This is a genomic window from Burkholderiales bacterium, from assembly GCA_015075645.1.
Taxonomy (GTDB): Bacteria; Pseudomonadota; Gammaproteobacteria; order Burkholderiales; family Casimicrobiaceae; genus VBCG01.
Window position 1 is genome coordinate 541,014 of the sequence record JABTUF010000003.1, and the last position, 22,381, is coordinate 563,394.

Consider the following 22,381-nt stretch of genomic DNA (forward strand, 5'->3'; position numbering starts at 1 on the left):
AACGGCGAAGGCCGGGAATGCCCCGGCCTTCGTGACTGCGTGCGCAGCCCGGTCAGCGCGCGCGGAACTGGTCGTGGCAATTGGTGCACGCCTTCGCGGTGGCCTGCACCTGCGCGCGCATCGTGGCGAGGTCGGTGCCGGCGACCTGCCCGAGCTTGACCGCTTCCGCCTGCATCGCTTTCGCGAGGTCTTCGAACTTCGCCTTGTCCTTCCAGATCTCCGGTTTCGCCTTGGTCGGCGCGCCGGTTTCCGAGCCGGCGGGGAAGCCGTCGTGCCACGGCATCTCGGAGAGTTCGGCGACGAACTTCGCGCTGCGGGCGGCGACCTGCGCGTCGTAGGGCCGATCGCCCTTCGCCATCGGCGCGAGGATGCCGAAGAAGTGGAACCCCATCGTGGACAGGGCGGACTGGCGGTACTTGATCGCCCGGTCGGCGGGGGTTTGCGCGGCGACGGCTGCGGAGAAGGCGCCGGCCACGGCCAGCGCGATCACGACGGGTACGACGGGCTTCATTCAGGTCCTCTCGGGTGGGGTGGCGGGGCGCGCCGCGGCTCCCTGCGGCACAGGACGACAACACGGGCTGCGCGCGGATTATTCCACGACCCCCGTCACCCGGCCTCGACCGCGGTGGACACGAGGTCGCCGCCCTCCCGGCGGATCGCCCCGGCGCGGAGCAGTTCGTCGATGACGAGCGACGAGAGCGCCTCGGGCGCGAGACGGAGCACCGCGTCGTTCACGTCGCGGTACAGGCCGACATCGCGCACGTAGTCCGGCAGCGCCGCCTCGGGGAAGCGCCGCCGGTCGAGCAGGGCGAACGCGAAGATCGCCTTGACCGCGTAGCGCGCGACGCGCTCGTCGTCGGCTTCGAGCGACGCCAGGCGGGCGTAGGCGAACTCGAGCGCGGCACCCACTTCGCTGAACGGCTCGCCGTGGCCGGGGATCACGACGCGCGGGTCGAGCGAGGCGATCAGGTCGAGCGTCGCGCGCGCGGCCGGCATCGCCCTCGGATCGAGGGCGCGCGGCATCAGGAATCCGAAGCCGCGCTGCCACAGCGCGTCGCCCGAGATCAGAATGCGGTGCTCCGGATTGAAGAACACGAGCGCGCCCATGTCGTGGCCGGGCGCCGCGAGCGCGCGCCATTCGAGGTCGCCCCAGGTGGCGGTGCTGCCCGCGTCGATCGTCTCGTCGACCTCGAAGCGGTCGACGCGCTGGTCGGCGTAGCCGTAGAGGAGCGCCTTCTCGTCCCATGCGCGGAACAGCGCCGCCTCGGCCGCGGGCACCGCGATCGGACAGCCGTAGCGCGCGGCGAACGCCGCGTTGCCGCCGACGTGGTCCGAGTGTCCGTGCGTGTTGACGATCTTCGCGAGCGGTTCGCCGGCGAGCCCGCGGCGCCCCGCGACGAGCGCGAGCGTCAGCGGAACATGGCGTGAGTAACCGGTGTCGACGAGGACGTGCCCGTCGCGGCTCTTCAGCAGCACGTGGTTCGCGGACAGCCAGTCGCGCACGAAGACGTGGACGGAGGGAGGGAGCGAAAGAAGCTCCGATCTGAAGGCCGACATCGGTTCAGTCTGGTCTGCCGAGTCGGATAACCGCTCGATCGTTCGCGGCGGAACCGACCGCCATGCGGCGTTGCGCGGCCTTACCGTACCACAGGGTGGAGTGTCGGCCGGGCGCCTCGCGGCATGCGGGCTCTCGGGGGCGTCCATCGCACCTGGGCGAGTGAGCCCGCCATGCCGCATCGGGCCGTCGTCGCGAACAACGGGGGGTTTCGACCGCTGATCGGAGGATCGAGCGGCCGGGGCGCACCCCATGCTGGCGTTCGCCGACCTTCGACGGATCATCGCCCATGACCAACGCGGCCGCCGCCGACGTTGCCTTCCGATTCCTCAAGGATATCGCCGCCGATCTGTCTGCAGGCGAGATCACTTTTCCGACGTTCCGGGACGCGACCCTGCGGATACGCCACGCCGTCGACGACCCCTCGGTCGATACCGTCACGGTCGCGCGGGCCGTCTGCGCCGAGCCGATGGTCTGCGCCAAGATCGTCCAGGTCGCCAACTCGGCGGCGGTCAGCCGGGGCGGCAAGCCGGTTGCAGACGTGCGGAGCGCGATCGCGCGAGTCGGATTCGTCACCGTCCGAACGGTCGCCGCCGCCGTTGCGGTCCAGCAACTCCGCTCGTCGAACGAACTCGCGAAGTACTCGCACCGCGCCGAACTCGCGTGGTACCACAGTGTCGAAGTCGCTGCGCACGCGTACTTCATCGCGAACAGGATGACGCGGCTCAATGCCGACGAGGCGCTGTTCGTCGGACTGGTCCACGACATCGGCTATTTCTATCTGTTGTCGAAGGCGGGCCGCTATCCGGAGCTCGAAGCGAGCCCCGAGGCCCTCGACGCGGGCCTCGCCGATTGGCACGCGCCGATCGGCCAGTCGGTGCTCCACACGTTCGGGTTGAGCGACGCCGCGTTGACTGCGATCGCCGAGCACGAGGACGGACGGGCGCACACGCCGCCGCGGACGCTGCTCGATGTCATCACGCTCGCCAATCAGTTCTGCGCGCCGACCAATCCGGTCCGCCTGTCGAAGACCGCCGTGACGCCGCCGGACCCGCAGCTCGTTGCCGCGCTCGCCGAAGCTCAACCCGAAATTCGCGGGCTGGTGCACGCGCTGCGCGCCTGATCGAAGGCCGAAGGGGTCGGACTCGATTGCCGGATCGAGTCGATTTCCTGCCTCCGCCAAGAGGGAGCCGCACGGCTCGTCCGCCCGAGGCATCGACGTTCGAGAGGAAAACGGCGCCCCGGGCGCCCATGCGTGTTGAGCCGCGTCGCGAATGAGGCACAGGTCGGCTTCGGGGATGCCGCTGCAAGAGAGTCCGCGGCAGGCGGCTCGACGGACGGCGATCGCCATCAGACGTTCAGTCGAGTCTGGTCCCCTTCACGCCAGCGTTCCCAGGAACTCCCGCACCAGCGCAATACGCTCCTCGAGCAGCGGCGCGGCGCGGTCGATGCGCACCCGGTCCGGCCCGGCGAAGCGCGAGCGCCCGTCGCGCTGCATGCGCGCGACGAGTTTCCCGGGATCGAACGGCGGATCGGGGACGAACTGGATCGTCGTGCGCTCGGGGCCGGCGTCGACCTTGCGCACGCCGAGCGGCTTCGCGGCGAGCCGCAGCCGGTGCGACGCGACGAGCGCGAGCGCCGGCTCGGGCAGCGGGCCGAAGCGGTCGGCCAGTTCCTCGACGATCGCGTCGATTCCGGCGGCGTCCTCGGCCGTGGCGAGCCGCTTGTAGAGGACGAGGCGCTCGTGCACGTCATTGCAGTACTGCTCCGGCAGTCGCGCGGGCACGTGGAGCTGGATCTCGGTCGTGACGCCGAGCGGCTCGGCGAGGTTGGGCTCGCGGCCGGCCTTGAGCGCCGACACCGCCGACTTCAGCATGTCGGCGTAGAGCTGGAAGCCGACTTCCGCCATCTCGCCCGACTGCTCGTCGCCCAGCACCTCGCCCGCGCCGCGGATCTCGAGGTCGTGCATCGCGAGGTAGAAGCCCGAACCCAGGTCCTCCATGAGCTGGATCGCCTCGAGGCGCTTCTTCGCCTGCGCCGACAGCGCCTCCTCTGGCGGCGTCAGGAGGTAGGCGTAGGCCTGGTGGTGCGAGCGGCCGACGCGCCCGCGGAGCTGGTGGAGCTGCGCGAGGCCGAAGCGGTCGGCCCGTTCGATGATGATGGTGTTCGCGGACGGCACGTCGATGCCGGTCTCGATGATGGTCGAGCACACCAGGAGGTTCACGCGCCGGGCGTAGAAGTCGCGCATCACGTGCTCGAGCTCGCGCTCGCCCATCTGGCCGTGCGCGATCGCCACGCGCGCCTCGGGCACGAGCGCGGCGAGCCGCTCCGCCGCCGACCGGATCGTGTCGACGTCGTTGTGCAGGAAGTAGACCTGGCCGCCGCGCTTCAGCTCGCGCAGCGCCGCCTCGCGCACGATGCCCGACGAGTACGCGGTGACGATCGTCCGGATCGCGAGGCGCCTCTGCGGCGCGGTCGCGATGACCGAGAAGTCGCGAATGCCTTCGAGCGACATCGCGAGCGTGCGCGGGATCGGCGTCGCGGTGAGCGTCAGCACGTCCACCTCGGCGCGCAGGCGCTTCAACCGCTCCTTCTGGCGCACGCCGAAGCGATGCTCCTCGTCGATGATGACGAGCCCGAGGTTCGCGAACTTCACGTCGGGCTGGATCAGCCGGTGGGTGCCGATCACGAGGTCGATCGCCCCGCGCGCGAGGCCGTCGAGGGCGGCCTTCGCCTCCTTCGCGGTGCGGAAGCGCGACAGCTCGGCGAGTTTCACCGGCCAGTCGGCGAAGCGGTCGGAGAACACCTGGAAGTGCTGCTCGGCGAGGAGCGTCGTCGGCACCAGCACCGCGACCTGCTTGCCGTCGGCGAGCGCGACGAACGCCGCGCGCAGCGCGACCTCGGTCTTGCCGAAGCCGACGTCGCCGCAGACGAGCCGGTCCATCGGCTTGCCGGATTTGAGATCCCCGATCACGGCCTCGATCGCCGCCTGCTGGTCGGGGGTCTCGTCGAAACCGAAGCCTTCGGCGAACGCCTCGTAGTCGTGCGACTGGAACGCGAAGGCGTGGCCCTTGCGCGCGGCGCGCTGCGCGTAGAGATTCAGGAGTTCCGCGGCGGTGTCGTGCGCCTTCTGCGCGGCGCGCCGCTTCGCCTTCTCCCACTGGCCGCTGCCCAGTTCGTGCAGCGGCGCGCTCTCGGGCGACGCGCCGCTGTAGCGCGAGATGAGATGCAGGCTCGACACCGGGACGTAGAGCTTCGCGTCGTTGGCGTAGACGAGTTCGAGGAACTCGGAAGGTCCGTCGCCCAGGTCGAGGTGGGTGAGGCCGAGGTAGCGGCCGATGCCGTGCTGCTCGTGGACGACCGGGTCGCCGACGCGCACCTCCGAGAGGTCGCGCACCATCGCGTCGACGTTCGACCGGCGCCCCGCGTCGCGACGCGCGCGGCGCACGACGCCGGCGTAGAGCTCGGCCTCGGTGACGAACGCGATGCGCGCCTCGCGCCAGGCGAAGCCCGCGTGCAGCGGCGAGATCGCGATCGCCGCGGGCGCTTCACTAGCGGCGAACGCGGCGAAACCCTCGGCGACCGGCAGCTTCAATCCGTACTCGAGGAAGTACGAGTGCATGGTCTCGCGCCGGCCCGCGCTCTCGGCGCACACGAGGACGCGCACCTCCGGGGTCGCGACGAGCGCCTTCAACGCCGCGAGCGGATCGTCGGCGCGCCGGTCCACCGCGACGTTCGGCAGCGTCACGGCCGGAGCGTCGACCGGGAACGCCGCGCCGGCGGCAGGCACCGGCAGGTCGACGCGCCCGAACGCCTTCAGGCGGCCGGCGAACTCGTCCGCGGGCAGGAAGACCTCGCGCGGCGGCAAGAGCGGGCGCGCCTTCTCGCCGCGCAGCAGGCGGTAGCGGCCTTCCGCCTCGGTGAAGAAGCGTTCCGCGGCGGCATGCACATCGCCGTGCAGCGCGACGACGCTGTCCGCGGGCAGGTAGTCGGCGAACGCCGCGGTGGCCTCGAAGAAGAGCGGCAGGAAGTACTCGATGCCGCCGGCGAACACGCCGTTGCTCACGTCCTTGTAGAGCGCGGAGCGCGAGGGGTCGCCCTCGAACACCTCGCGGAAGCGCGACCGGAAGCGCGTGCGGCCCTCGTCGTCCTGCGGGAACTCGCGCGCGGGCAGGAGGCGCACCTCGGGCACCGGGAACACCGTTCGCTGCGTGTCCGCGTCGAAGGTCTTGATGCTCTCCAGTTCGTCGCCGAAGAGGTCGAGCCGGTAGGGCAGCGACGCGCCCATCGGGAAGAGGTCGATCAGCCCCCCGCGCACCGAGTACTCGCCCGGCGAGACGACCTGCGTGACGTTCGCGTAGCCGGCGAGCGCGAGCTGCGCGCGGAGCTTCTCCGCGTCGAGGCGCTGGCCCTGCTTCAGGAAGAACGCGCGTCCGGCGAGGAACGACGCCGGCGGCAGGCGGTGCATGGCGGTGGATGCCGCCGCGACCACGACGCGCGCCTCGCCCTGCGCGAGCCGGTAGAGCGTCGCGAGCCGCGCGGAGACGAGATCCTCGTGCGGCGAGATCGGGTCGTAGGGCAGCGTCTCCCAGTCGGGGAAGTACGCGCAGTCGACGCCCGGTGCGAACCACGGGATCTCTTCGGCCAGGCGCTGCGCTGCCTGGGCGTCGGCCGTAAGCACCGCGAGCACGCGGCCTTCGCGCGCGCATTCGAGCGCGAGTTGCGCGAGCGCGAGCGCGTCGGCGGAGCCCGCGAGCGCCGGGAGGGCGGCGCGCCGGCCCGGCGCGGGCACCGGAGGGCCGAGGCGCGGCACCGACGCGGGCGGCGTCGGGGCGGCCGAAACGGGAGCGTCAGGGGCGTTCATTCACGAAGCAGCGGAGCGCCTGCCGCAGGGGCGGGCGCAGCGCCCCGCGACCGGGACGCGGATCGTGCCGGTGGCCGGCCGCCGGGGGAATCGCGTCCGCCGGGCACATCGCGCCGACCGCCGCGAGGGCTCCGCCAGTATACGTGCCCGCATCGGGCGGGCCCGCGACCCGCGCATGCGACAATCGCGCGATGGCCCGGCGCGCCACCGACGCATCGCCCGGCGCGGCGGCCTCGCCGCACCGCGGCGTGTCGCCCTACGCGCTCCTCGCGCTCACGCCGTTCCTGTGGGCGTGCAACTGGGTGATCGGGCGCGGACTGCACCACGACATCCCGCCGATGGGGATGACGTTCTTCCGCTGGTTCTTCGCGGTGCTGATCCTCGCGCCGTTCGCGCTGCCGCACCTGCGCCGCGACTGGCCGATCGTGCGCGCCAACGCGCGCACGATGCTCGGGCTGGGCGCGATCGGCATCGGCACGCACAACGCGCTCGCCTACCTCGGCCTCAACTTCACCACCGCGACCAACGGGCTCATCCTCAACTCGTTCATCCCGGTGATGATCGTCACGTTCTCCTGGATCTTCCTGCGCGAGCGCCTGAGGCCGGTGCAGATCGCCGGCGTCGCGATCTCGCTTGGCGGCGTGCTCGCGATCCTGTCGCAGGGCTCGCTCGCGACGCTCGTCGCGTTCCGGCTGAACGCAGGCGACCTGTTCGTGATCCTGTCGATGGCGATGTGGTCGGTCTACACGATCGCGCTGCGCTGGCGGCCCTCGGGACTCCATCCGCTGTCGTTCCTCTTCACGATCGCGCTGGTGGGCGACCTGTGCATGCTGCCGCTGTGGCTCGGCGAGATGGCGCTCGGGCACGTCATCGCGTGGTCGTGGCAGGCGCTCCTCGCGCTCGCGTCGGTGGCGCTGTTCAGTTCGGTACTCGCGTACATCTTCTGGAACCGCGGCGTCGAGGAAGTCGGCGCACCGGTCGCGGGGCTCTTCGTGCACCTGATGCCGGTCTACGGCGTGCTGCTCGCGTGGCTGTTCCTCGGTGAGACGCTCGGTCTCCACCACGTCGCCGGCATCGCGCTGATCCTCGCCGGCATCGCGATCACGAGCCGCGGCGCGGCGCGGCCCGCCACGCGCTGACCGGCGCGATCGCCGGACTCGCCACCCCGGCGCGTGCCGGCGCCGCGCACCCGTCAGCGGCCGTAGCGGTCGTCGAACCGCTCGATGTCGTCCTCGCCCAGGTAGTCGCCGCACTGCACCTCGATCACCACGAGCGGCGACTCGCCCTCGTTCTCGAGCCGGTGCATCGTCGATGCGGGCACGAACGTCGACTCGTTCGTCCCGACCTCGAAGCGTTCGTCGCCGCGCGTCACGCTCGCGCGTCCCTGCACGACGACCCAGTGCTCGGAACGGTGGCGGTGCCGCTGCAGCGAGAGCGCGTGGCCCGGCGACACCTCGATGCGCTTGATCTTGAACTGCGGCGCGTCGAGCAGCACCGTGTAGGCCCCCCAGGGGCGCGCGACGGTGCGGTGGTTGCGCCACGCCTCGTGGCCGAGCGCCTTCAGCGCCGCGACGACCTCCTTCACGTCCTGCAGGTGATCGCGGTGCGCGACGAGCGTGGCATCGGCGGTGTCGACGATGACGAGGTCACGCACCCCGACGGTGGCGACGACACGGTCCTCGGCGTGGACCATCGTGTCGCGCGTGCCGATCGCGACGCTCGTGCCCTGGCGCCGGTTGCCCTCGGCGTCGGCGGCGACCAGTTCGCCCACCGCCTGCCAGGAACCGATGTCGCTCCAGTCGAAGGCGCCGCGCACCGCGACGACGCCGTCGGCCTTCTCCATCACCGCGTAGTCGATCGAGCGCTCCGGCATCGCGTCGAACGCGGTCGGATCGAACGCGATCCGCCCCTGCCGCGCATCGGGCGGCAGGAGCGCGAAGGTCGCGCGCGCGGCGCGTTCGATGTCGGGCGCATGCGCCGCGAACGCGGCGAGGATCGACCTCGGGGTGAAGCAGAACATGCCCGAGTTCCACAGGTGCCGACCCGACACCGCGTAACGCTCCGCGGTCGCGCGCGGCGGCTTCTCGACGAAACGCTCGACGGCGACCACGCCCGGATGCTCCGCGTCGAGCGGCGCGCCGCATTCGAGGTAGCCGTAGCCGGTCTCGGGGCGCGTGGGCGCCACGCCGAAGGTGACCAGCCGTCCGCGGGCGGCCCACAGCCGCGCGCGCTCGACCGCCGCGACGAACGCCGCGACGTCGTGGATCAGGTGATCCGCGGGCAGCACGATGAGCGGGACGTCGTCGCCGACGTGCCGGGAGGCCCACAGCGCGGAGAGCGCGATCGCGGGCGCGGTGTTGCGGCCGAACGGCTCGAGCAGGAACACGGCGCGCTCGCGCGCGTGGGCGGGCAGGTCCGCGAACGCGTCGCGCGTCGCGAAGTAGTGCTCGTCGCGCGTGACCGTCACGAGCGGACCGGCCCCGGGGACTGCCAGCGCCCGCGCGGCGGTGCGCCCGATCAGCGTCCCCCCTTGCGGCAGGTGCATCAGCGGCTTGGGCGCGGCGTCGCGGGACAGCGGCCAGAGCCGAGTCCCGGCACCGCCGGAGAGGATCAGGGGAACGACGGTCGGAATGGTCATCGGACGGCGCGCGGCTGGGCGCTACTCTACCAAGCGGGCACTGCAGGCCCCGCGGGCCTTGATCGCCGAGGCGCATTGTAGGACGCTCTCCGACAGGGATATCGTCGCCGGGCCGATCCGGGCGATGCTTCGCGCCCCCTACGATCGGCCCTTGCGCCTGTTGCCGCCCGAGGTTTCGATGCACCCGATGGCCGAACTCCTGTCCCTGCCCGACGTGCGCGACGTTGCCGCGCGACCGCCCAACGTCGTCGACCTCGGCGCCCGTGCGCGCGGGCGCGTGCCTTCGTCGTCCGCCGCGGCGATGGACGGCCGCATCGAGTTCGAGATCGGCACCCCGCTCGCCGATCTCGAACGGCGCGCGCTGCTCGCCACGCTCGACTTCTGCGACGGCAACAAGAAGCGGTGCGCGGAATTGTGCGGCGTGAGCCTCAAGACGCTGTACAACCGTCTCGCGGCCTACCGGAAGGCGGACGCGGACGGGATCGCGCGATGAGCGCGGCGCGAAACCCTCGGACGGGCGGGCGATGATCCGCATCCTGATCGCCGACGACCACGCGATCGTGCGCGCGGGGTTGCGGCAGTTCATCGCCGACCAGGCCGACATGTCGGTCGCGGGCGAAGCCGCCACCGGCGCCGAGACGGTGTCGCTCGTCCGCGCCGAGCCCTACGACGTCGTGCTCCTCGACATCTCGATGCCCGACCGCAACGGCGTCGACACGCTGAAGCAGTTGAAGCAGATCCGGCCGGAGATGCCGGTGCTGATGCTCTCGGCGCACGCCGAGGAGCAGTACGCGGTGAACCTGTTGCGCGCCGGTGCGGCCGGCTACGTCGGCAAGGACTCGGCCTCCGCGCAGCTCGTCTCGGCGATCCGCACCGTCGCGCACGGGCGCAAGTACGTGAGCCAGGACCTCGCGCAGCAGCTCGCCGACGGCCTCGCCGGCGACGGCGACGAGCCGCTGCACGCGCGATTGTCGCAGCGCGAGTTCCAGATCTTCTGCAAGCTCGCGGCCGGCATGCCGGTGTCGAAGATCGCGAAGGAACTGTTCCTGTCGGTGAAGACGGTGTCGACCTACCGGTCGCGGGTGCTCGAGAAGATGGGCATGAAGACCAACGCGGACCTCACCTACTACGCCATCAAGAACACGCTGATCGAGTGACCGGACTCCGGTGCCCGGGGCGCCGCGTCGAGGGCGCGCCGGCGCGCCGTTCCTCTTCCGCGCGTCCGCGCCCCGTGAACGACACCGCACGCCTCCGTGTCTTCGTCGTCGAGGACAATCCGCTGATTCGCGAACGGCTGGTCGAGTCGCTGACCGCCACCGGGCGCATCGACGTCGTCGGGCAGGCCGACACCGAGTACGAGGCGGTCGAGGCGCTCGGCAACACGCCGTGGGACGCGCTGGTGCTCGACCTGCAGTTGCGCCACGGAACCGGTTTCGGCGTGCTGCGCGCGATCGGCCGGTCGCGTCCCGAGGGCGCGAAGATCGTCGTGCTCACGACCTACGCGATTCCGATGCTGCGCGACCGGAGCCTCGCGCTCGGCGCCGACGCGTTCATGGACAAGGCCTACGAGTACGATCGCGCGGTGGACTACCTCGTCGACTTCGCGCAGGCGCGTCCCGCAGCCTCCTGACGCGGCGCGGTTCAGCCGCTCGCGACCGGGAGGTGGACTTCGAGCGTCGTGCCCGCGCCGGGCGCGCCCTCGATGCGGAACTCGCCGTTCAGCGCCCGCACGCGCTGGCGCATGCCGGCGATCCCGTGCGACAGCCGGCTCGCGGAGACGCTCTGCGGCAGGCCCACGCCGTCGTCGCGGAACGAGAGCGACATGCGGCCGGCCGAGCGCACGAGGTCCACCGTCACCTGGTTCGCCTTCGCGTAGCGGACCACGTTGGTCATCGCCTCCTGCACGATGCGGTAGATCGCGATCGACACCTCGGGCGGCAGGTCGCCGTCGCCCTCGTCGAGGTTGAGCGTGCACCCGAGACCGGCGCGCTCGCAGGTACCGCGCACGAGCCAGTCGAGCGCGGCGGCGAGTCCGAGGTTGTCGAGCAGCGTCGGGCGCAGGTCCTCGATGATCCGGCGCTTGACCGTGATCCCCTCGTCGAGCGACTTGAGCGCGCGGGCGAGCCGCGCGGCGGCCTCGGGGTTCGACTCGCCGATCCGTTTCATCGCCGCGGTCATGTCCATCTTCGTGCTGACCAGGATGCCGCCCATCTCGTCGTGCAGGTCGCGCGCGATCCGCGCCTTCTCGTCCTCGCGCACCGTCTGCAGGTAGTTGGAGAGTTCGGAGAGCTCGGCGGTGCGGTCGTCGACGATGCCCGCGAGGCGCGACTGCTCCTCGGCGCGGCGCGCGATCTCCGCGTCGCGGCGCTTCTGGTCGCGGCGGAACAGCATCCAGACGGTGGCGAGCAGCAGGATCGCGAGCACCGTCATCACCTGCAGGCCGACGCGGAGCAGTTCGAGGTCCCGCGACCAGCGCGCCGCGCCCTCGGTCCAGATGTCGCGCTGCTGGCGGCTCATCAGAGCGACCTGCGCCCGGATGTCGTCCATCGAGCGCTTGCCGACGCCGGTGTTGATGAGTTCGGACGCCGCGACCGGTCCTCCGCGTTCGTACAGCGCGAGCGTCGCCTCGATGTCCGAGATCTTGCGGCCGATCAGGTTGTTGAGACGCGCCGCCGACTGCGACAGCTCGGGCGAGCCGATCGCCGCGACCAGTTCGCGCAGGCGGTCGTGCGTCTTCTCGATCTGCGGGAGCGCGTCGCGGTAGGGCTGCAGGTAGCTGTCGTTGCCGGTCAGGAGGAAGCCGCGCTGGCCGGTCTCGGCATCGACGATGTGCGCCTGGATCTCGTTGATCGTCGCCTGGAGTTCGAGTGCGGTCGCCACGCGCTGCGTCGCCGATTCGAGCCGCTGGTAGCCCAGTTCCGCGAACACGAGCAGGGCGAGCGCGGAAAGGATGCCGAGCGTGAGCGGCAGGGCGATCAGCATCGGCATGCGTCGGGCGCGCGCGGCCATGGGGCGACTATACCGCGCGTGTCCGACGGACGAACGCCGTCGGTGCGCGGCGCCCGAACCGGACGCTCAGCCCGCCGCGGACTGCGAACGGATGAGCTTGTCGACCGGGAAGCCGAGCGCGCGCGCCTTCGCGACGAGCCGCTCGACCACCACGGTCTCGAGGACCGGATGGCGCGCGAGGATCCACAGCGCGTCGCGCGCTGGCGCGCCGACGAGCGCGTACGAGTAGTCGGGCGCGAGATCGAGGATCCAGTAGTCGGACCACGCGAACGGCCACCACGCGAGCGCGAGCGGCAGGAATCGGATCTCCATCTTCGCGTTGGTCGCCGTGTCCTGGATGCGCACGATGCCGGCGTCGGTTTCCCACGAACCGTCGGCGCGCCGGCAACGCGTCTCGATGTCGAAGGTCGTCATGCCGCGGCGCACGAACGCGGTGGTGACGTCGGCGACGCAGCGCTCCTCCATCTTGTAGGGCAGCCGCGCGATCTCGTGCCAGACGCCGGCGTAGCGCTCGGCGTCGACGCGGCGCACGGTCTCGAGCGGCTGGGCGCGCGCCGGCGCGATGGTCGGCGCGAGGACGGCGAGCGCGGCGACGGCGGCGAGCGTGAGCCGCGGCGTCCGTCGGAGCGGCGCGGCGAACTTCCGAAGCCAGGTCGCTTGCATCGGAGCCCCTCCTGCCCCATATCGGGGAGGTGGTCATCGGCGCGGGAAGGAAGAGGTGCGCAGGCCGATGCTACAATGAATCTCTCGGCGCCGCGGCATCGCACACGCAGTGCGGGCCGCCGACGTCCGCCCGATCACCGGGGGTGACCTGGTCTCGACGGGGGCATCGAAACAGCGCGGGGCATGCCGAGGCGTTCGTCCTCGTAAAAAACGGGCACTCGCAAACTTAACTGCGAACGACGAAACCTACGCTCTGGCGGCCTAAACCCGCCGGACCTCGCTCCGGGCAGCGTCCGGCCCGGGCGGTGAGCGGGTAACCGCGAGCCGCAGCGAGGACATTCTGGACGATCGCGCCCGGCCGGGTCACTTGGTCGAGGCGTCAAATCAAGGTGACTGGCTCCCCCGCAGCCTGCCGGCCGGCGGCGAGGGGGCGAGATCCAATCGACACGGCTAAGCATGTAGTCCCGACTGCGTAGGGTCTTCGGACGGCGGTTCGATTCCGCCCACCTCCACCAATCCGCAAGATCCCGGTCCTCACAGGCCGGGATTTTTTTCGCCTGGATTTTGGCGCTGGCGCGAGCATCGCGCCCACCGCCTTGCGATTGACCGCGCTCCCGCGTCGCCGGCCAGGAACGCGGATGGAGGGCTTGTCAGGACAATGTCCGGACACTAGAATGGCGCCGTGGACGATCGAACGAGGTACGCCGTGAGCGCCGAGAATCTCTCCAAGACCGAACGCATCGACGTCCGCGCCAGCAGCCCGGTCAAGCGTCTGCTGCAGGAAGCGGCGCGCGCCAGCCACAAGAACGTCAGCGAGTTCCTCCTCGACGCGGGCGTGACGGCGGCCGCGCAGACGTTGGCCGATCGCCATCAGTTCGTGCTGAGCGAGGCGCAGTGGCGGGCGTTCCAGGAGGCGCTGGACCGTCCGGTGCAAGCCAAGCCGCGCTTGAAGAAGCTGCTGCGCGAGCCCGGGGCGTTGGGTTGAGCGGCGGCTACACATCCGTTCGCAAGCTCGCGACAACCGATCGCGTTGACGCCTTCGATTGCGGCCAGCCCGCACTGAACCAGTTCCTGCAACGCTACGCGCTCGTCAACCAGAAGGCCAACAGTGCGCAAACCTACGTCTGCTGTTTTGGGGACACGGTGGTCGGCTTCTACAGTCTCGCCGTCGGCAGCGTCGATCCGCAAGCCTCGCCGTCGAGAGTGACGAAGGGCCTGGCGCGACACCCGGTGCCGGTGATGATCCTGGCGCGCCTCGCGGTGGACAAGGAACACCAAGGCAATGGCCTGGGCAAGGCCTTGCTCAAGGATGCGCTGCTGCGCACGGCGCAGGCGGCCGACATCGCCGGCATCCGCTGCCTGCTGGTGCACGCCAAGGACGATGCTGCGCGCCGGTGGTACGAGTCGTGGGAGTTTGAACCCAGCCCGACCGGCCCGTATCACCTGTTCCTGATGCTCAAGGACCTCAAGAGTTTGCTTTAAGCGTCGCGGGCAATGGCTTTCGATTCGGCAAATGTATGCCCGACGCTTGCCGCGCAGCGCAGGAGAACCGCTCGCGCTAGGGTAAGGGTGTAGCAGTTGCGGTTGGGAAGGGCGAAGAGAGCCGGAATTGCCAAGTTACGTTTGAGTCTACTCAATAAGGTCCTGGTGCAGCGCGAGCGAAAACAGGTGCTGGCGTGACAATGCGGTTACCGTGTGGGCAACAATTGCGACAAACGATCCTAATTTTGCGACAATGTCGCCATCGAATCGAGTCGGGAGGTTCCCATGTCCGAACGCATCAACGCCCGCCTGTCCCGGCCCTTGGCCGAGTTCGTGGATCGAATGGTCGGCGAGGCGGGTCTTTACGAAACGCCCAGCGAGTACGTCCGCGACCTGATTCGCCGCGACATGGAGCGGCGCGACGGCCAGTTCTTGCAGGACGCCATCCTCACCGGTTACCGCGACTTGGCTGCGGGTCGCATCTTCGCGTCCACCGGCGACTTCAAGGCCGACATGGCGGCGCTCGACCGCAAGGAAGCCGATGGCTGGCAATGACGCACCGTCGCCCGCCACGTTCCACCTGACCCGGAATGCGGCACTGGATCTGCGCCGCATCCACGCGCGCTCACGCCGAGAATGGGGCGACGACGTCGCTGATCGCTACCTCGCCGACCTGTACGCAACAATGGCCGACGCCGCCGTCAACCCGGAAAAGGGCCGTCTGCGGCAGCACCGCTCGACACCATTTTTGATGGTTTCAGCTCGGCAGCACTACGTAATCTACGACCTCGTGCCGGAAGGTGTCGCGGTGCTGACGATTCAGCATCAGGTGCGCGACATCGAAACCCTGATCGCCGAACTGACCCCGGCCTTCCACGCTGAAGTAGAACGGTTGAAGCGGAAAGCCTGATCGCGGCCCCGCCCATTGCCGCTCACGCCCGCTGCATTGCTATTCAAGCGACAGAGACGGAATTGAACCGGGGTCCGTCCGCCACCATATACAAGGGCTCGGGTTTTCTCCGAGCGATCGGCATATTGGAGCCAATCGGTGATCGGCATATGGGCACCAGGGCGTGGTCGGCATAAAGGAGCCACGGCGCGATCGCCGTAATGGAGCCAGTCGCTGATCGGCATATAGGAGCCAGTTGAGGGAATGACGGACGTCTCGAACTGATTCGTGCCACCGGTACGCTCCCGGACTTTTGTCCGAGGGGGTCGCGGTGGGGCGCAGGAGAATCGAGATGTTCCAGTATCGAGCGGTCCTGGTGCGGCTGCGCCAGGGCGATTCCGAGCGCGACGTCGCGCGCGCAAGGCTGATGGGGCGGCGCAAGGTGGCCGCGTTTCGGGCGCTGGCGGTGCAGCGTGGCTGGCTCGACGCCGGCACGCCGCTGCCGGAGGACGCGCAGATTGCCTCGGTCGTCGGCGAGGCACGCCGGGCGCGCAGCACGATTTCCTCGGTCGAGCCGTTTCGCGAGCTGGTCGGGCGTTGGAACGCGCAAGGTGTGCAGGGCATGGCGACGAGCACTTCGATGAGCGCCCGAACGCGTCCTTCGTCCATCAGCCTTTGCCAGCGGTGCGCGAGGTCGAGCGCGCGCATCAAAGCCCACTGCCTGGCGGCAGGCGCCCCGGACCCGATAAGATCTCGCGCAGCGCGGCGCAATTGAAGGGTCACCCGCTCTGCGGACATGGCGGCGTGCGCGTGCCGGAACGCTTGCGCCCCGCCCGCCTTGCCCCGACGATTGCCGGGCCCCCGTCCGACAACCACCAGCGCCGCACCTTGAACCTCCTCGCCTTCAAGCTCCTCATCACGCCGCTGCTCCTCGTGGGCGCGAGCCTCGCCATCCGGCGCTGGGGTGAACGGATCGGCGGCTTCATCGTCGGGCTGCCGCTGACGTCGGGCCCGATCTCGGTGTTCCTCGCGCTCGAGCAGGGACCGATGTTCGCCGCGCAGGCGGCGTCGGGCTCGCTCATCGCGACCGCGGCGCAGGCGGCGCTGGCGCTCGCCTGGTGCCTGCTGGCGACACGGGGCTGGCCAATCGCACTGGCGGGCGGTTGCGCGTCGTTCGTCGTCACCGCGATTCCGCTTCAGCTCGCGGACTTCTCGCAGGGCACGCTCTTCTCCGTTGCACTCGTGGCGGTGCTGATCTCGCTGCGGTCGAGCCCGCGCGGCGAGGTCGAGGACAACCGTCTTGCGCCGCCCTGGTGGGATCTGCCGGCGCGCGTCGCGCTCGTCGTCAGCCTGATCGTCGCGGTGACGCTCGTCGCCCCCTACGTCGGCCCGGTGATGAGCGGCGTGCTCGCCGCGTTTCCGCTGATGGGCGTGATCCTCGCGCTGTTCGCGCACCGCATGGCCGGTCCCGCCGCGGCGCAGCACGTGATGCACGGGATGGTCGCCGGGCTCTTCGGGTTCGCGGTGTTCTTCTACGCGCTGGGCCTGATGCTGCCGCGGTTCGATCTCGTCGTGTCCTACGCCGTCGCGATCGTCGCGGCGCTGCTGGCGCAGGGGATCTCGTTCCAGCGCATGCGACGCGGCCGCCGGAGTGTCGAGTCGCGGCGTGCGGAATGACACCGGCGCAGTTGCGCGACAGGTCGCAAGGAACCCGCTCGAACTCGATTCGCCGTCCTCGCGGGCGCCGGCAACCATGCATAACGTTCTGGAATGAACTTCCGGCAATTCGTCAATTGACGGTCGGCGAATCGCCCTCCTACCATGGGCGCGCGTTGTGGTGCGCGCCGTCGAGACCGGTCGGCAGCGCGTCGTGACCCGGAGGCGTAGCGGCGATGTCGAGCAGGCAGGACGCGGAGCGGCCGATCCTGGAGATCCAGCGGGTCAGCAAGCGCTTCGGCGAGTTCACCGCCGTCGATGACGTGTCGATATCGGTCAGGCGCGGCGAGTTCCTGACGTTCCTCGGGCCGAGCGGCTGCGGCAAGACGACGCTGTTGCGCATCATCGCGGGTTTCGAAACACCGACCCGGGGAGACGTGCGCATCGGCGGCCTCTCGATGGCCCGCGTCAGGCCCTACAGGCGGCCGGTCGGGATCGTGTTCCAGAACCTCGCCCTGTTTCCGCACCTGTCGGTCGGTGAGAACGTCGCGTTCGGCCTCGCAGCGCGCCGAGTCGCGAATGCCCAACGCCGCAGGCAGGTCGCGGACGCCCTCGGACTGGTCGAGTTGGCCGGGCTGGAGCGGCGCCGGATCCACGAGTTGAGCGGGGGTCAGAAGCAGCGGGTCGCGCTGGCGAGGGCGCTCGTTCTGCAGCCGGACGTCCTGTTGCTCGACGAACCGCTGGGCGCATTGGACCTGAAGCTGCGTCGCCAGTTGCAATACGAACTGAAGGAGATCCAGCGCCGCGTCGGCACGACATTCCTGTTCGTGACGCACGACCAGGAAGAAGCGCTGACCATGTCCGACCGGATCGCCGTGTTCCATCGCGGGCGGATCGAGCAGATCGACGAGCCGGAGGCCGTCTATCGGCGCCCGTCCAGCGCCTTCGTCGCGCGCTTCGTCGGCGATACCAATCTGCTCGAGGGCAAGGTGCGGACCGTGGGTTCGGAATGGCTCGAAATCGAACTCGGATCCCTGGTGGGCAAGGTGCGGCTGCCCGCCGCGACGCAGGTCGAGGCGGGCAGCCGCGTCATGCTCTCGGTGCGGCCGGAGCACGTTCGACTGGGCGACGAAGCGCTGTCCGCGGGCGCGGGTTCGAGTGCGACGGTCGAAGGCCGGGCGTACGTCGGCGCGACCACCCGCTACGTCCTGCGCGCCGCCGGCATGTCGATCGTCGCACAGGTGTCGAGCGCCGACGCCGGCGGTCGAACCTACCGGATCGGAGAAACCGTGCCGCTCTCCCTCGGCCTCGACCACGCCGCGCTCGTGCCGGACCGCGAGTCCGTGGCGGCGGCGCCGGTCGCGCCGATGCCCGGCCGTTCGGCGCAGGGCGACGCCAGAACCGAACCAGACGCATCACCCCGAGCAACATGATCGACCCAACGAGGAGGAGCAGGAACATGCGATTGACATCGATCGTGGCGGGCGTCGTTGCAGCGATTGCGACGCTGTCCGCCGACGTGCACGCGCAGGACATCACGATGGCGACGTTCGGCGGCGGCGTGGAGAAGGTCTGGGAGACGGCGTTCGCGCAGCCGTTCGCCCGCTCCACCGGGGCCACGGTGAAGATCGTCCCTGTGCCCAGCCCGGAGGCGCAGTTGCGCAACCCGGCGTCCCGGTCCCAGTACAACGTGGCCCTGGTCACCTATCCGCAGGCCGCGAACCTGCTCAGGGACGGGCTGATCGAGACGTTCGCGAGCGCCGATCTTCCGGCCGCCGCGGCCACCGACCAGAAGTACCTGATGAAGGCGCCGGACGGCAGGCTGGCGGGCGCGAGCCCCTACTTCATGTACTACGGCATCGCCATCAACACCACGCAGGCGAAGAAGAGCGACTTCACCTCCTGGTCCAACCTCGCCGACCCGAAGTGGAAGGGAAAGATCGCGCTGACCCGTCCGATCTATCTCTCGTCGTACGACCTGCCGATGCTGGCGATCGCCCAGGGCGGGAGCGAGAAGGACATCGGTCCGGGTGTCGATCTGCTGAAGCGGATCGCGCCCAACGCCCTGACCCAGTACAGCTCGATCGCGCACATGAACGGCCTCCTCACGCGCGGCGAAGTGGCCGCCGGATCCTACTACTCGGGACGCGTGTGGCAGATGCGCCACGAGGGGGTGAAGGACGTCGACATGGTCATCCCCAGGGAAGGGGCGCTGATGATTCCGTACATCGTCGTGGTTCCGAAGGGGGCGAAGAACCTGCCGGTGGTGAAGAAGTGGCTCGACTTCATCTCCACCGCGCCACCGCAGGTCCAGGCGCTCGAACTGGGCGGCTACTTCCCTCTGAACCGGGACGCGCGCATGCCCGCGGAACTCGAGAAGGACATGGGCTTCACGCTGAAGGAACTCCTGCCGAAGCTGCACCAGCCCGACTGGGCGGTCATTTCGGCGGCGGACAAGGATCGCACGAACCTCGCCGAGCAGATCCTCGCGGGCGCGAAATGAACGGGATTCCGGGCGCGAAGCCATGAACATCGATGCGTACATCGCGCAGCTCGGGTCGATGACGACCGGTGAGCGGCACAGGTTCATCGAAACCGAGCCGCTTCCGGTCAACGTCGGCGCGCTCCTCGACCAGGCGGCCGCCGAGGTGCCCGAACGGCACGCCTGGAACTTCTTCGAAGGCGGCGGCACGATCACCTATCGCGAGCTGCAGCGTTCGGTGAACAGGATGGCCAACGCGCTCCGGCACTGGGGCGTCGGACAGGGCACGCACGTGGCCGCGATGCTGCCGAATATCCCGACGATGCCCACGATCTGGCTCGCGCTGGCGCGCCTGGGCGCGGTCATGGTTCCGGTCAACGTCCGTTACACGGCGCGGGAGTTGCGATACGTGGTGGACGACGCCCGCGTCGAGTTCCTGATCGTTCACGCCGAGCATCGCGCGCTGCTCGGCCCACCGGGCGGCGGGGACGCCGGGGCGAGACTCGATCCCGAACGCATCGCGTTGTTCGAATCGGCCGATCCCGCGCCGTACCGATCTCTCGAGGCGCTCCTCGAAGGACGGAGCGATGAGTTGGAGGTCGGCCGTGACGTCACACAGGACGACCTGCTCAACATCCAGTACACGTCCGGAACCACCGGGTTTCCGAAGGGCTGCATGCTGACGCAGCGATACTGGCTCACCAGCGGAAAGGTGAACGGCCTCCGGGACGGGAAGCGGTTCGAGCGGATTCTCGCCGCGACGCCGTTCTTCTATCTCGACCCGCAGTGGCTGCTGCTGGTGGCGTTCTACCAGCGCGGTACGCTGTACGTGGCCTACCGGCAGAGCGCCAGCCGGTTCGCCGGGTGGCTGCGCGATCACCGCATCCATTTCTGCCTGTTCCCGGAGGCGGTGTACAAGCAGCCGCCGCATCCGGACGATGCGAAAACGGTGCTCGCGCGCGCGAACATCTATGGCGTGCGCAAAGAGATCCACGAGGATCTTCGGCGCCGTTTCAACGTGCCGGCGATGGAGGCGTTCGGCATGACCGAGGTCGGCCCGTGCCTCTATGTGCCCCTCGATCGCACCGAGATGATCGGATCGGGGTCCTGCGGCATCCCGGCACCGCTCAGGGAGTGCCGGATCGTCGACGAAACGGGCAGCGACGTGCCGGTGGGGCAGACCGGAGAACTCGTCGTTCGCGGCCCGGGAATCATGTCCGGCTACTTCCGCAAACCCGAGGCCAACCGGGATTCGTACTTCGGGGAATGGTTCCGCACCGGAGATCTCTTTCGCAAGGACGACCGGGGCTTTCACTACATCGTCGGCCGGCTGAAGGACATGGTCCGCCGCAGCAGCGAGAACATCGCGGCGCGCGAAGTCGAGGCCGTGCTGCGAGGCCTCCCCGAAGTGCTCGAAGCGGCGATCGTCGCCGTGCCCGACGACATCCGCGGCGAGGAGGTCAAGGCCTACATCGTGCTCCAACCCGAAGCGCGCGAACGGGGCGTCCCGGTCGAGACGATCTTCGCGCACTGCCAGGCCAGCCTCGCGGCGTTCAAGATTCCGCGCTACGTGGAGTTCATCGATGGGTTGCCCAAGACGCCGTCGGAGAAGATCGCCAAGGGCGTGCTGCTGAAGAGCAAGCCGGACCTGCGACTCGGCAGCTACGATCGCGTCGAAGGACGCTGGCGGTGACCGGACTGGAGCCGCATTGAACGAGATCTGGCAGATGTCGGCAGTCGACCTCTCGGACCGGATCGCCCGGGGAGAGGTCTCCTGTCGCGAGGTCATCGACGCGGTGCTCGATCGAATCGACCGGTTCGACGCGCGCACGAACGCCTTCGCGCTGGTCGATCGCGACGCCGCGCGACGCGAGGCCGATCGCGCTGATCGGGCGCGAGCCGCGGGAGCATCGCTCGGTCCGCTGCACGGTCTGCCGATCTCCGCCAAGGACCTCATCAGCACGAAGGGCATGCGGACCGCGCATGGTTCGCGCGCGTTCGCGAACAACGTTCCGGACGCGGATGCGGAGGCGATCGCGCGGGTTCGCGCCGCGGGCGGGATCGTATTCGGCAAGACGACCACGCCCGAGTTCGGCTGCAAGATCCTCACCGACAGCCCGCTGCACGGCGTGACGCGGAATCCCTGGAATCCGGACAGGACGCCCGGCGGATCGAGCGGTGGAGCGGCGGTCGCCGCGGCCATGGGCTTCGGACCGCTGGCGCTCGCCACCGACGGGGCGGGCTCCTCGCGGGTTCCCGCGGCGTGCTGCGGCGTCGTGGGTTTGAAGCCCACGCTGGGCGCCGTGCCCATGGAGGCGGCGGCGGACCTCTTCGGCGGATTGTCCTGCGTCGGCGTCATGGCTCGCACCGCCGCCGACGTCGCATTGCTGCACTCGGTCATCGCCGGACCGAGTTCGCGAGATCCGTGGACCCTCGGTGGCGGTCGCGCCGGGCGTTCCCCGATCGATGCCGCGGAATTCCGCGGACTGCGCGTGCGGTGGATACGAACGATGGGCAACCCGGCGATCGATCCGGAGGTCGAACGGCTGGTCCGCGGGGCGATCGCGTCGATGGCCGAGGCCGGAGCGGTCGTGCTCGACGGTCCCCACGAACTCGACTGGGCCCCCGACGCGTGCAGGCTGCTCTTGCGCGCCAATCAGGCGGCCCGACATGCACCGTTGCTCGAGCGGTGGCGCGATCTTCTCGATCCGGTACTCGTTCAGGGCGTCGAGGAAGGCCTCGACATGAGCGCTGCGCAGATGCGACACGTCATCCTGGAGCGCAGCGCGCTGTTTCGCCGCGTCCAGGCGCTCTTCGACGACGCCGACGTGCTGGTGACGCCGACGGTCTCGGCGCCACCGCCTGGAGTCGAACAGCGCGCGGATGAGCCCTTCGCCGTCGCCGGAGCGACCCCGGGTCCGCTGCGCCGGTCCTGGTACGGCTACACGGTTCCCTTCAATCCCACCGGCCACCCGGCCATCTCGGTACCCTGCGGCGTCGCGTCGGACGGACTGCCGGTCGGCATGCAACTCGTCGGGCCCTGGCACAGCGAGCGAACGCTGATCGCCCTGGCGCAGGCTCTGGAACCGGTCATCGGTTGGCGTCACCGGTGGCCGCCGCTCGCCTTCGCGTGAAGGCATCGG

General features: G+C 69.7%; 21 protein-coding genes and 1 other RNA gene. 16 read left to right on the forward strand and 6 right to left on the reverse strand.

The features are described 5' to 3' along the window. Positions 1-52: 52 nt before the first annotated feature. Both HS109_09500 and HS109_09505 read right to left on the reverse strand, forming a co-directional pair. The gene (locus HS109_09500; GenBank protein ID MBE7522606.1) at positions 53-511 is read right to left on the reverse strand and encodes a cytochrome c; all 459 of its coding nucleotides are present in this window, start codon (positions 509-511) and stop codon (positions 53-55) included. 95 nt (positions 512-606) lie between these two features. Next, positions 607-1,557 (reverse strand): MBL fold metallo-hydrolase, encoded by a 951-nt coding sequence (locus tag HS109_09505; protein ID MBE7522607.1) that lies wholly within the window; start codon positions 1,555-1,557, stop codon positions 607-609. Between the two features lie 287 nt (positions 1,558-1,844). Here HS109_09505 and HS109_09510 point away from each other — a divergent pair, with 287 nt between their 5' ends. Continuing rightward, on the forward strand, positions 1,845-2,678 hold the full coding sequence (locus HS109_09510) for an HDOD domain-containing protein (protein MBE7522608.1): 834 nt from the start codon (positions 1,845-1,847) through the stop codon (positions 2,676-2,678). Positions 2,679-2,933: 255 nt separating this feature from the next. On the opposite strand, the gene mfd is transcribed toward HS109_09510, so the two are convergent. Continuing rightward, positions 2,934-6,419 carry a transcription-repair coupling factor gene (gene mfd / locus HS109_09515; GenBank protein MBE7522609.1) on the reverse strand — a complete coding sequence of 1,162 codons (3,486 nt, stop codon included), beginning with the start codon at positions 6,417-6,419 and terminating at the stop codon, positions 2,934-2,936. Between the two features lie 191 nt (positions 6,420-6,610). Between mfd and HS109_09520 the strand changes: the two genes are divergently transcribed. Continuing rightward, positions 6,611-7,558: a DMT family transporter gene (locus HS109_09520; GenBank protein ID MBE7522610.1), complete on the forward strand. Its 948-nt coding sequence runs from the start codon at positions 6,611-6,613 to the stop codon at positions 7,556-7,558. Between the two features lie 53 nt (positions 7,559-7,611). Here the strand turns inward: HS109_09520 and HS109_09525 are convergent, their stop codons facing one another. Then, the gene (locus HS109_09525) at positions 7,612-9,057 is read right to left on the reverse strand and encodes a mannose-1-phosphate guanylyltransferase/mannose-6-phosphate isomerase (GenBank protein MBE7522611.1); all 1,446 of its coding nucleotides are present in this window, start codon (positions 9,055-9,057) and stop codon (positions 7,612-7,614) included. On the opposite strand from HS109_09525, the gene HS109_09530 reads away from it, so the two are divergent. From HS109_09530 to HS109_09540, 3 genes are all read left to right on the forward strand, one after another. Next, a complete protein-coding gene (locus HS109_09530; GenBank protein ID MBE7522612.1) occupies positions 9,050-9,550 on the forward strand; it encodes a hypothetical protein in 501 nt (166 codons plus the stop codon). The genes HS109_09525 and HS109_09530 overlap by 8 nt on opposite strands. A 31-nt stretch (positions 9,551-9,581) precedes the next feature. Then, positions 9,582-10,214, forward strand: a complete 633-nt coding sequence (locus HS109_09535) for a response regulator transcription factor (protein ID MBE7522613.1) — start codon at positions 9,582-9,584, stop codon at positions 10,212-10,214. Positions 10,215-10,288: 74 nt separating this feature from the next. After that, positions 10,289-10,687 carry a response regulator transcription factor gene (locus tag HS109_09540; GenBank protein ID MBE7522614.1) on the forward strand — a complete coding sequence of 133 codons (399 nt, stop codon included), beginning with the start codon at positions 10,289-10,291 and terminating at the stop codon, positions 10,685-10,687. Positions 10,688-10,698: 11 nt separating this feature from the next. On the opposite strand, the gene HS109_09545 is transcribed toward HS109_09540, so the two are convergent. After that, entirely contained in the window at positions 10,699-12,066 is a 1,368-nt protein-coding gene (locus HS109_09545) for a CHASE3 domain-containing protein (GenBank protein MBE7522615.1), read from the reverse strand. A 66-nt stretch (positions 12,067-12,132) separates the two neighbouring features. Continuing rightward, positions 12,133-12,729, reverse strand: a complete 597-nt coding sequence (locus HS109_09550) for a lipocalin family protein (protein MBE7522616.1) — start codon at positions 12,727-12,729, stop codon at positions 12,133-12,135. A 139-nt stretch (positions 12,730-12,868) separates the two neighbouring features. Here HS109_09550 and ssrA point away from each other — a divergent pair. From ssrA to HS109_09605, 11 genes are all read left to right on the forward strand, one after another. After that, positions 12,869-13,244: a transfer-messenger RNA gene (gene ssrA, locus HS109_09555) on the forward strand. 191 nt (positions 13,245-13,435) lie between these two features. Beyond that, the gene (locus tag HS109_09560) at positions 13,436-13,714 is read left to right on the forward strand and encodes a DUF1778 domain-containing protein (GenBank protein ID MBE7522617.1); all 279 of its coding nucleotides are present in this window, start codon (positions 13,436-13,438) and stop codon (positions 13,712-13,714) included. Further along, positions 13,711-14,211 (forward strand): GNAT family N-acetyltransferase, encoded by a 501-nt coding sequence (locus tag HS109_09565; protein ID MBE7522618.1) that lies wholly within the window; start codon positions 13,711-13,713, stop codon positions 14,209-14,211. Before HS109_09560 ends, HS109_09565 begins: the two co-directional genes overlap by 4 nt. A 285-nt stretch (positions 14,212-14,496) precedes the next feature. Next, the gene (locus HS109_09570; GenBank protein MBE7522619.1) at positions 14,497-14,766 is read left to right on the forward strand and encodes a CopG family transcriptional regulator; all 270 of its coding nucleotides are present in this window, start codon (positions 14,497-14,499) and stop codon (positions 14,764-14,766) included. Next, positions 14,753-15,121: a type II toxin-antitoxin system RelE/ParE family toxin gene (locus HS109_09575; GenBank protein MBE7522620.1), complete on the forward strand. Its 369-nt coding sequence runs from the start codon at positions 14,753-14,755 to the stop codon at positions 15,119-15,121. Before HS109_09570 ends, HS109_09575 begins: the two co-directional genes overlap by 14 nt. Positions 15,122-15,452: 331 nt before the next feature. Continuing rightward, on the forward strand, positions 15,453-15,875 hold the full coding sequence (locus tag HS109_09580) for a hypothetical protein (protein MBE7522621.1): 423 nt from the start codon (positions 15,453-15,455) through the stop codon (positions 15,873-15,875). A 113-nt stretch (positions 15,876-15,988) separates the two neighbouring features. Beyond that, positions 15,989-16,777 (forward strand): hypothetical protein, encoded by a 789-nt coding sequence (locus HS109_09585; GenBank protein ID MBE7522622.1) that lies wholly within the window; start codon positions 15,989-15,991, stop codon positions 16,775-16,777. A 215-nt stretch (positions 16,778-16,992) separates the two neighbouring features. Continuing rightward, positions 16,993-18,189 (forward strand): ABC transporter ATP-binding protein, encoded by a 1,197-nt coding sequence (locus HS109_09590; protein MBE7522623.1) that lies wholly within the window; start codon positions 16,993-16,995, stop codon positions 18,187-18,189. A gap of 26 nt (positions 18,190-18,215) precedes the next feature. Then, positions 18,216-19,259 (forward strand): extracellular solute-binding protein, encoded by a 1,044-nt coding sequence (locus tag HS109_09595; protein ID MBE7522624.1) that lies wholly within the window; start codon positions 18,216-18,218, stop codon positions 19,257-19,259. A gap of 22 nt (positions 19,260-19,281) precedes the next feature. Beyond that, a complete protein-coding gene (locus HS109_09600; GenBank protein MBE7522625.1) occupies positions 19,282-20,931 on the forward strand; it encodes an AMP-binding protein in 1,650 nt (549 codons plus the stop codon). A gap of 16 nt (positions 20,932-20,947) precedes the next feature. Beyond that, positions 20,948-22,372 carry an amidase gene (locus HS109_09605; GenBank protein MBE7522626.1) on the forward strand — a complete coding sequence of 475 codons (1,425 nt, stop codon included), beginning with the start codon at positions 20,948-20,950 and terminating at the stop codon, positions 22,370-22,372. The last annotated feature ends 9 nt before the right edge of the window (positions 22,373-22,381 follow it).